An 8551-nucleotide genomic window follows, 5' to 3' on the forward strand; every position below is an offset into this window, starting at 1 on the left:
CCGAGCGTCATGGCCGTTTCAATCAGCTCGGCGCGCACGGCGCGGGTGTGGTCCATGATGAGTGTGATGAGAAAGAAGATGACGCCGATAAACAGGAGCGCAAGCTTCGACCCTTCGCCGACGCCGAACCACATCAGCAACAAAGGAATGAAGGCGGGAGCGGGGAGATAGCGCCAAGCGCTGACGAAGGGGTTGACGAACGCGTCGATCGTGCGGAACGAGCCCATCAAAACGCCGAGTGGAACAGCAACGGCACAGGCGAGCGCGAAGCTTGCGAGAATTCGGTAGATGCTGATGCCGATGTCGGCGAGGAATCCACGCTCAGCGATCATCGTGTAGAGCGTGGAAAGCACGCGATGCGGCGGCGGCATGAAAAGCGTGTTGACCCAATTCTTGGCTGCCGCCAGCTCCCACAGCCCAAAAAAAAGCACCCAGATCGCGAGTCCGAGAATGATGGATAAGTGAAGGGAAATCGGCTTGTGATACTCGAACCAACGCGCCCGGCGGACGGGCGCATCTCGACGTGGGATCACAGGCGGATCCCCCGACACGGTTAAGGCTGTCCCCATTTCAGCATATTCTTGTACATGGCGAGACCGACCATCGACTCGACGGATGCGAGGTCTTTGCGGCTGTAACAATGTTCGCGAAGGAAGAGGGCGAGCTGATCGTGCGTCTCGCAAATCACCTCGATCAACAGGTCGTAGCGGCCCGCGACAAAGATGACGTAAGTCACCTCGTCCCGATCGCGGAAATAATGAGCGGCCTTCTGCGGATCGTGACCGGAGGCGAGCTTCAATCCGAGCATGGCGTAGGCGTCGTAGCCAAGCGCCATCGGATCGGCGACGCCGATGATGCGCAGGACCTTGGATTCGATGAGCTGCCCGACGCGATTGCGCACCGCGCCTTCGGAGATGCCAAGTTGCTTGGCGATTGCGGTGAAGGCGGCGCGCCCGTCGTTCTGAAGAATCCGAATGATGGTGAGGTCGATTGCGTCCAGGACTGAGGGAGGCTGCCGTGTCGGGGCCTGTGAGGCACCGCCCTGTGCCGACGCCGCGACGGCGGCGCGCCTTACAACCGTGAGAGGCCTTTTCGGTACAGCCACCAACCGACGCTCCCGTATACATTGCGCTTATCGAAGGTTGAGGGGCATATTGTCTACGAAATTTTCAGACCAGCAACTGTTTTTCTCTCTAATGCGTATTCTCTGGGCATATTGCCTACGATTTCCTCTTTTTATGCGGAAAGATTGCGCAAGCGGTGGATCGAGGCCAGTCCGGCGCGCCTCAGGGCTCGGGCATCGCGTGCGTCGCAGCCACGGCGAGACTGCGCCGGGCATCGCTCGGAACCACGACGTAATGCCGACGTTTTTCTGTTTCTGCTCGAAAAGGACCGCGGCGTGGATCCGTCCCAGTCAAATCGCTCCGCTCCGCTTCGCTACGATGCGAAAACCCGTGCGACGCTGCAGCAGGCGTTTAGGGAGGGGTGGCAATTGCTGAAGGAGCGTCAGCCGGCCCATAGCTGGGAAAAGCATAACGATCTGAAGCATGCGCTCTCGGAACGGTTGATGCTGCTGGCAGACCAGGGAGTCACCGACGCCGACGGACTTTTGCGCCGGGCTCTCGAAGGGCTCCTCGCGGGCGACGGCAAAGACAATCGCAAATCGCGCACGAAGGACGGCCTCGCCCGTGCGAAGCGCCTCAAGCCCCCGGTCGGCAAGACTCCCAAGCCACCGGTCTCGGCAAGATTCCGCCAGCGCCACTTGCCCTAGTTGGGGCCGGGCGTTCGCGCGCTTTGGGGCACGGAGCGTTCAAGTCTTTGACCCCAGGGGCACTACCGGGCGCCACTGCAGCACGGCATTCTCGATTGATTGATGCCCCGATTGATTGATGGCGCAGGCAGGGGTCGGAATGTCACGGTTGGCGCATTTTCCTGCCTTAAGACTAGGCAGCGCGGGCGCCCGTGACCCCGGCAAGGCAAAATTCCCATAGCTGTTGCCAAGGTGCCCTATGCGCCAACCATTGTTAGGCGTACCCTAAACGTTCCTTGCGAATCACTCTTTTGCAGTGCTGCATTGCAGTTGCGAAATAGCGCATTTGGCCGTCAGTCGTTAGGCCAATCCCGCATCACGAAGCATGAGACCTAAATGCGACATAAAGCAAAGCCTTACGGAAACTCGGCGAACCCGTCCGTACAACGTGGCTGGCTGAGGTCCTCAGGGTACGTGCTGTCGCACCCCTCTGTTTTGCATTGCAACATTTTTGCGTGAGGGCGTAATTCCAGGGTCTTAGGGAAGAAGAAGTTCAAGGGCGGTGATCGAGCAACTCTATTAGAGGACGCCTTCGATGCCGATGACACTCACCCTGACGCTTGCGGCAAGCTTGCTCTTGCCGGTTCAAGCGGTGCCTCAATCTTCCATTCCAGCGCACAAGCTGAAACTGATTTTGTGCAAGACCGAAGCGCAGGCTGTCGCTTTCGCGGCCAGCATGGCTAGTGGCAAGACCGAGCCCATAGCCGTCAACCTCGTGAACCAGGCCGACCGGAGTGAGGTCTGCGGCCGGTATATCGGCCGCGCCGTGGTCGAAACCGAGAAGACAGAGAATCACAGCGGCAGCCTGTTCATGCTTGCCGGGCTTCGCTTCGTCGAGGACGGGGCACTCGGTTGGACTGCGAGTTGGGTCGCTCCGTTCCAGGGCGCCCAATTAGAGCGGGGGGCCTGACATGCCAGTCGCTATGCCCACAGCGGTCGTTCTTATTGTCTGCAAGACCATTATGGCGGGCGCGCCGGACTCCAATGCGGCCTATACTGGATGGGAAGACCGGGTCTGGGCCACGGAGCATTCCATGATGGTGTGCCGGCGGCACGAGGTTCCGTTGCATGATCCTGCGGTCGATCAAGGCGCAGCGCCGCGACCGTTCACGCCCATGACCTGCTGGCGAACGGCTATGCAGCTTGGTCCCGCTTTCGACGCCTCGCACAAGAATTCTCCGTGGCGTTTTTGGCGTGCGGCCTGCCCGGTGCCGGTCATGCGCAAAAATCCAGACGGTACCGAAGACGTCATTGCCTGGAAGCTTCCGGAGTGCGGACATAAGGATACGGTGCGGTGTGATGTGGATGCCGAGATTTAGGTCCGAAAAGCCGAGCGACCTTTCGCAGTGGAGGACCTGACGATGCCGTTTTGGTCGAGGATCGCCACCGGCGTCGTGCTGACGCTCGCGCTGATCGGCTTTGCTGGTTTCAAGGCCTATTCGGAGAAGCTCGGTCCTCTCGTCCAGGAGCATGGCACCACCTTTTACAACGGTGAGGGTCCCGCGCAGGTGCCTGTTGCTTGTAAGCCGAAAAGCGAGATCCTTACCGCCATCGGTCAGGTCCGTGCCAAGTTCGATTATCTGACCGGCGCGGATCTCAAAGCCTTCGAGCAACGTGCCGCAGCGCGCAAGGGCCTGCCGCCGCTCAATGTCGAGGAGCTCTACATCATTACCGAAGACGAAAAGCTACGTGACGGACAGATGGTTCTGTTCATCGGCCTCAAGATGGACTGCGTCGCTACCGTGTTCGGTTTCCCCACGCGCGTCTATCATGACCTGGTGGGGAAGGCGGGGGCGACGTAAACTCCCGCGAGGATTGCAGGAGCGTCGCATCGTATGCCGCGGGCATTCCTTTGCGCCGATCCGAATCCGTGATCGCGCCTGGCTCCCGGCATAGAGTTACTCTCGACGTAAAGAGATCGACATGGCGGACTATCCTGCGCTGCCGGATGGAGAACTCGTCTACGCGGTGGGTGATATCCATGGCAGGGCGGATCTGCTCGCGCGGCTTTTGGCGCAAATCGAGGCCGATGCCGCGCGTGAAACTGCCGCTTCGAAACGGCTTGTCTTTGTCGGCGACTATGTCGATCGCGGCGCCGACAGCGCCGGCGTCGTGGAGATTCTGCTGACGCAACTGCCGCGGGGCTTCGTGGCGGATTTCCTCAAAGGCAATCATGAAGCGCTGCTGCTCGATTTTTTGACCGATGCCTCGCGCTTCGAGCATTGGCGCATCAACAGTGCCGAGACGACGATGTCGTCCTATGGCGTGAACGTGGAGAAACTGCACCGCATCGGCGCGGGACCAGAATTGTGGCGAGAGGCGTTTATTGTCGCTCTCCCCGAGGCGCATCGGCGTTTCTATGAGGGCCTGCAACTCAGCGTCACGCATGGCGATTATCATTTCGTCCATGCCGGCGTGTGGCCGGGGACGCCGCTCGAAGCGCAAGAAGAAGATGACCTTATCTGGATCCGCGAGCCGTTTCTTGAGTGGAAGAAGCCGTTTGGCAACGTCGTGGTGCACGGACACACGCCTGTGTCTGAGCCGGATAGGCGCCCAAATCGCATCGGCATCGATACCGGCGCGGTCTTCACCGGGCGGCTGACAGCCTTGAAACTAAAGGAGAGTTCGCAAGAATTCCTGCAGACCTAAGGTATCAGCCCTCTTGCGCTTCCGCGACATCCTTGAGGCGCTCGCTTAGACTGCTTCCGCCGCCTTGGCGACCGGAACGCTTGGCTCTGCGCGATGCGAAGCGCCGAATGAGTGACGTGCGGGGCTGGTCGGCTTCCTCATTCTCATCGTTCTGTGCCGCGGCCTCGTAATCGCCGGTGGCGGCTGCGGCGATTTCCTCCACATTGAAATTCGGCTCGTGGTCCACCGCCTGGGTCGATCCATTGCCGTTGAGGATGGGGTGCACGGATTCACGCTCAGCAGGTTCTTCGCCATAGGGGACGAGAGTCTCGGTCGTTTCGACGACAAAGTCTTCTTGTGCCTGCTGCTGCTCGCCGCGGGCAACCGCCAGTATTTGCCCTGCAAGCTTGTTGATCTCGTGGCGCAGCACCTCGTTCTCCTCGGCGCCGGCCTTGGTCTGTTCCAACTCTTCCTTCAGCCTGGAAAGCTCGACATTGAGGCGTCCGCTCTCCTTGAGCAGGCGGGCGTCGGATTTGAGCGCACCGCGCATCGGCAGGGTGCCGCCCTCAAGCGATCCGCGCAGGCGATCGATTTCCTCGCGCTGCCCGTTGACCGTGGCGCGCGCAACTTTCAGTACATCGGCCTGCGCATTCACGGTGTTGCGCAACTCGGTATTGGCGGTCTCAAGCTCGTTGATGACTTCCTTCGCGGTCTTGAGGCGACTGTCGAGATCGGGCAAGCGCCGCTTGATGGTCTGCTCGAGCACGCGCGTTGCGTTCTCTTTCTCTTGCAGCTGCGCCGTTGCCGCCGCGTGTTCATTCTTCAGAACCGAGATCTCGACGCGGCGCTTATTGGCGGTAATCAGCTCCCGCGCCGCTTTGTCCTTCGCCTTTTCCAGGGCGCCTTCGACACGGCGAAGCTCGACGGCAAACTCCGCGCGCAGCTGGTCCTTGTCGGCTTGAATCTCGGCAAGCGACATCGGCATCGTCGCCTCAAGCTTGCGCGTGGTGAGGCGGACGGCGCGGTTCCAAAGGGGAGGGGTGAGCATGAGCGCAAGCAGGCATCCCAGGAGAAAGCCGAGCGCCCCATAAATCGCCATGTCGATCATCGAAACAGCGCTCCCCGATCAAGCGCCCTACGCGCCACACGTCCGACGCTCACGGGCGGGCTAGGCGCACGTCCCTGTGCCGCGCGGCGCCTTCTCCGGTTCCTTAGCGCCAAACTAGAACGGATTCCAGGTCGGCTGCCGAGTATATTTCAAGTAGCCCACATTTGCGCCAAGTCTGAGGCCGACGCCCGAGCGGATGGGCGCGAGTACAACGTCGTCGCGGGTGAGGAAGGTAATGCCAACCCCCCCGATGAAATAGGCCGATCCGTCCAAACCGGCATAGGTGGCGAAAAGCTCGCCGGGGCTGCGAAGATTGTAGACGAGCACCATGGTCTTGGAGCCTTCGGCGCCAAAATCGTAGCCAATAGAAGGTCCCTGCCAATAGATGCGATGGTCGCCGGCATCCTTGGTGTAGAGCGTGCCCTCGCCATAGCGCAGTCCGGCGATAAAGGCGCCGCCCGCTTCCTCACCCAGGATGTAGCCGTTCGGCCGGCCGGCGCGCTGGAAGGCGTATTCAACGATGCGGGCAAAGCCCATCGAGACACTTCCGAAGAAACGATGCCCCTTCTCCTTGATCTCATCCATGGAGTAGGTGCCCTGATCCTTGGCCTCGGGCGGGACATAGGGCTCCTGCGCGTTCGGGCCCGGGGTATAAGGCTCGCCTGGGCCGCTGGGATCTGAGGGTGGCGCGCCATATTGGTCTTCACCGGGAGGTGGCCCAGGGGGCGCGCCTTGAAGGGGTGCGCCTTGGGGAGGTGCACCTTGGGGCTGCACCGCATGCGGCCGGTATGGGTCCGGCTGCGGCGAGATCACCATCGGGCCCTCAGCCTGTGCAAGCCGCATCATGCTTGGCTGCGCCGTGAGACTGTCGGCCGAGGCGGCCGCCGAAGCGCAAAGAGCCAAGATCGCGGCAAGCGCGGCAAGGCTCGGAATTCTCAAATGCATAGTGCCCCCTCAAGGCCGCATCCGGGCGTGCCAACCCGACTCGGTTGAGACCGTTCATGATTTGCTCAAACTGTTACCAAACTGTGGCTCGGTAGCGGGGGGTTAATGTCGGCGCGGAGGGGCTACGCGGTCAGGTGGGCGACGTCGCCGGTCGCCTTCTCTACGGCCCGGTCGAAGCCTCCCGGCCGCCCCAGGCGATAAAGCTTGGATTGCGCAGAGCCATATTGGTCTTGCCGTAGCTTAGAGGTTCTCCTTTAGTATCAAGCACTTCACCGCCAGCAGCTTCCAGGACGGCTTGTCCTGCTGCAGTATCCCACTCCATCGTCGGCGCCAGTCGCGGATAAACGTCGGCGGCACCCCGCGCGATCTCCAGGAACTTCACGGAAGAGCCGGCGCTCGCGCGCTCCGCGATGTTGAGCGTCGCGAGGAAAGCCTCGGTGTCGGGATCGAGATGCGAGCGGCTGACAAGGGCGGTGAGGCTAAGCGGATTCGGACTGCGAACCTGCAGCTTCTTCTGGGCAAGCTCCGACAAAACGGCGCCGGTCGCGCTCGGCGCAAGCTCGGCCTCGATTGCGCTGCCTTCCGCAACGGTGACAGCGAGGAGTGCGCGGGCGGGCGCATAGACGAGGCCGAATACAGCACGCCCGTCCGCGATCAAGGCGACGTTGACGGTGAAATCACTGCGCTGCTTGATAAATTCCTTGGTGCCATCGAGAGGATCGACAAGGAAGAAGCAGGCGGGCAGCGGTGCGTCACAGTCGGGGTTTGATTCCTCGGACACGACAGGAATGTTGGGCGCAAGCTCCGCAAGAACAGGAAGTACGATGGCCTCGGCGTCCCGGTCGGCGCGCGTCACAGGGCTGTTGTCGGCCTTAAACTCGACCTCGGGTCCGCGCCCGTAATGCTGCATCATGGCCTCACCGGCGCGGGCAGCGGCGTCTGTCAGCAGGGTCGCGGCGCGTGCAAAGTCGAAATCGACTGAGTTTCCTATCGCGGAGGTTGTTTCCTTCGGGCCTGACAAGGCACAATGCTCCTTCAGAGTTGATTCGTGTTGCGCGCCTCGGGAAAATCCGGATTTCGCGCGCGACCTCCTGTAACAGACATTTTGAAATGGGCCACGTCATCTCCGCTTTGCGGCGGAAGCGAAGGAGGAGGTCATGACCGAGCCGACGGCAATCGGTGCTCTCGATCTTGCGGCCCTTGTCTCGAGCCGTATCTGCCATGACGTGATCAATCCCGTCAGCGCCATCACCAATGGCTTGGAGATGCTGGACGAGGAGCAGGACGCGGCCATGCGCGAGGCCGCCATGGATTTGATCCGCAAAAGCGCCCGCCAGGCGACGGTCAGGCTGCAATTCGCGCGACTGGCCTTCGGGGCCGCGGGATCGGCCGGTGCGGAAATCGACTTAAGGGACGCGGAAAAAGTGGCGCGGGACTTCGTTCAAGTCATCAAGCATACGCTGACCTGGCAGGGGCCGGCGGTGACCTTGCCGAAGAACAAAGTGAAGCTTCTGCTCAATATGGTCGCACTGGGGGTGATCGCGCTGCCGCGCGGAGGTAATATTGACGTGGAAATCAGCGGAAATCCGCCAGATGTGGCCTTTACGATCGTGGCAAAAGGCCAGGGAGCCAAGCTCAACGAGCACGTTACGGGACTTCTGACCGGTGGGGACGGCGGGGATATCAATCCCCACTCAATCCAACCCTATTACGCGGGCTGCGTGGCAAGTGCGGCTGGCATGCCGGTTTCGGTCGATCTCCGCGATGGAGAGGTGGAGATGAGGGCGGGCTAAAAGTCCCGTCCGACCTCTGCTGGTCAACGAAACGTAAACGACCGGTTGCTGCCTCTCCTTGATCTGTCGCAGCTCTTACATCTCAAGCGCGCAGACTCGGCCCTGGAACGCATCAAAAGTACGATCCTGACGGTCGTGGTCATGCAGGTCGGGGCGCATCGGTTCGGCGTGCTTGTGGACAGCGTGTTCCGCACTGAGGAAATCGTGGTGAAGCCGCTCTCCAATTTGCTGCGGCACGTCAACATGTTCTCCGGCACGACCATTCTC

11 protein-coding genes and 1 pseudogene are annotated in these 8551 nt (G+C 61.0%); 7 read left to right on the forward strand and 5 right to left on the reverse strand.

The features are described from left to right. Positions 1-533: ABC transporter permease (locus ACR2J1_RS11555; protein WP_434019472.1), on the reverse strand; the 533-nt coding region annotated here is incomplete at its 3' end. Positions 534-553: 20 nt separating this feature from the next. Beyond that, complete coding sequence (locus tag ACR2J1_RS11560; RefSeq protein WP_434019473.1) at positions 554-1105, reverse strand: Lrp/AsnC family transcriptional regulator; 552 nt, start codon at positions 1103-1105, stop codon at positions 554-556. Between the two features lie 21 nt (positions 1106-1126). On the opposite strand from ACR2J1_RS11560, the gene ACR2J1_RS11565 reads away from it, so the two are divergent. The 5 genes from ACR2J1_RS11565 to ACR2J1_RS11585 all read left to right on the forward strand — a co-directional run bounded on the left by ACR2J1_RS11565 (position 1127) and on the right by ACR2J1_RS11585 (position 4459). Next, complete coding sequence (locus tag ACR2J1_RS11565; protein ID WP_434019474.1) at positions 1127-1771, forward strand: hypothetical protein; 645 nt, start codon at positions 1127-1129, stop codon at positions 1769-1771. Positions 1772-2345: 574 nt separating this feature from the next. Next, positions 2346-2720, forward strand: a complete 375-nt coding sequence (locus ACR2J1_RS11570) for a hypothetical protein (protein ID WP_434019475.1) — start codon at positions 2346-2348, stop codon at positions 2718-2720. Positions 2721-2733: 13 nt separating this feature from the next. Then, complete coding sequence (locus tag ACR2J1_RS11575; protein WP_434019476.1) at positions 2734-3129, forward strand: hypothetical protein; 396 nt, start codon at positions 2734-2736, stop codon at positions 3127-3129. 42 nt (positions 3130-3171) lie between these two features. Further along, positions 3172-3612 (forward strand): hypothetical protein, encoded by a 441-nt coding sequence (locus ACR2J1_RS11580; protein WP_434019477.1) that lies wholly within the window; start codon positions 3172-3174, stop codon positions 3610-3612. A 121-nt stretch (positions 3613-3733) separates the two neighbouring features. Beyond that, entirely contained in the window at positions 3734-4459 is a 726-nt protein-coding gene (locus ACR2J1_RS11585) for a metallophosphoesterase family protein (RefSeq protein WP_434019478.1), read from the forward strand. A gap of 4 nt (positions 4460-4463) precedes the next feature. Here the strand turns inward: ACR2J1_RS11585 and ACR2J1_RS11590 are convergent, their stop codons facing one another. The 3 genes from ACR2J1_RS11590 to cysQ all read right to left on the reverse strand — a co-directional run bounded on the left by ACR2J1_RS11590 (position 4464) and on the right by cysQ (position 7512). Next, positions 4464-5546, reverse strand: a complete 1083-nt coding sequence (locus ACR2J1_RS11590; protein WP_434019479.1) for a hypothetical protein — start codon at positions 5544-5546, stop codon at positions 4464-4466. Positions 5547-5660: 114 nt separating this feature from the next. Continuing rightward, positions 5661-6491 carry a DUF1134 domain-containing protein gene (locus ACR2J1_RS11595; protein ID WP_434019480.1) on the reverse strand — a complete coding sequence of 277 codons (831 nt, stop codon included), beginning with the start codon at positions 6489-6491 and terminating at the stop codon, positions 5661-5663. Positions 6492-6651: 160 nt separating this feature from the next. Then, positions 6652-7512, reverse strand: a complete 861-nt coding sequence (gene cysQ, locus ACR2J1_RS11600) for a 3'(2'),5'-bisphosphate nucleotidase CysQ (protein ID WP_434019481.1) — start codon at positions 7510-7512, stop codon at positions 6652-6654. A gap of 136 nt (positions 7513-7648) precedes the next feature. Here cysQ and chpT point away from each other — a divergent pair, with 136 nt between their 5' ends. Then, positions 7649-8284 (forward strand): histidine phosphotransferase ChpT, encoded by a 636-nt coding sequence (gene chpT / locus ACR2J1_RS11605; protein ID WP_434019482.1) that lies wholly within the window; start codon positions 7649-7651, stop codon positions 8282-8284. A gap of 27 nt (positions 8285-8311) precedes the next feature. Further along, positions 8312-8551: pseudogene (locus ACR2J1_RS11610) on the forward strand (chemotaxis protein CheW); the annotation flags it as partial.

The sequence above is a fragment of the Methyloceanibacter sp. genome (genome assembly GCF_050999895.1).
Taxonomy (GTDB): Bacteria; Pseudomonadota; Alphaproteobacteria; order Rhizobiales; family Methyloligellaceae; genus Methyloceanibacter.

Bases quoted from the DNA above. Each gene is read 5' to 3' on its own strand.
- ACR2J1_RS11580 (WP_434019477.1), top strand. From the start codon at position 3,172: ATGCCGTTTTGGTCGAGGATCGCCACCGGCGTCGTGCTGACGCTCGCG.
- ACR2J1_RS11575 (WP_434019476.1), top strand. From the start codon at position 2,734: ATGCCCACAGCGGTCGTTCTTATTGTCTGCAAGACCATTATGGCGGGC.
- ACR2J1_RS11570 (WP_434019475.1), top strand. From the start codon at position 2,346: ATGCCGATGACACTCACCCTGACGCTTGCGGCAAGCTTGCTCTTGCCG.
- chpT (WP_434019482.1), top strand. From the start codon at position 7,649: ATGACCGAGCCGACGGCAATCGGTGCTCTCGATCTTGCGGCCCTTGTC.
- ACR2J1_RS11585 (WP_434019478.1), top strand. From the start codon at position 3,734: ATGGCGGACTATCCTGCGCTGCCGGATGGAGAACTCGTCTACGCGGTG.
- ACR2J1_RS11590 (WP_434019479.1), bottom strand. From the start codon at position 5,546: ATGATCGACATGGCGATTTATGGGGCGCTCGGCTTTCTCCTGGGATGC.
- ACR2J1_RS11595 (WP_434019480.1), bottom strand. From the start codon at position 6,491: ATGCATTTGAGAATTCCGAGCCTTGCCGCGCTTGCCGCGATCTTGGCT.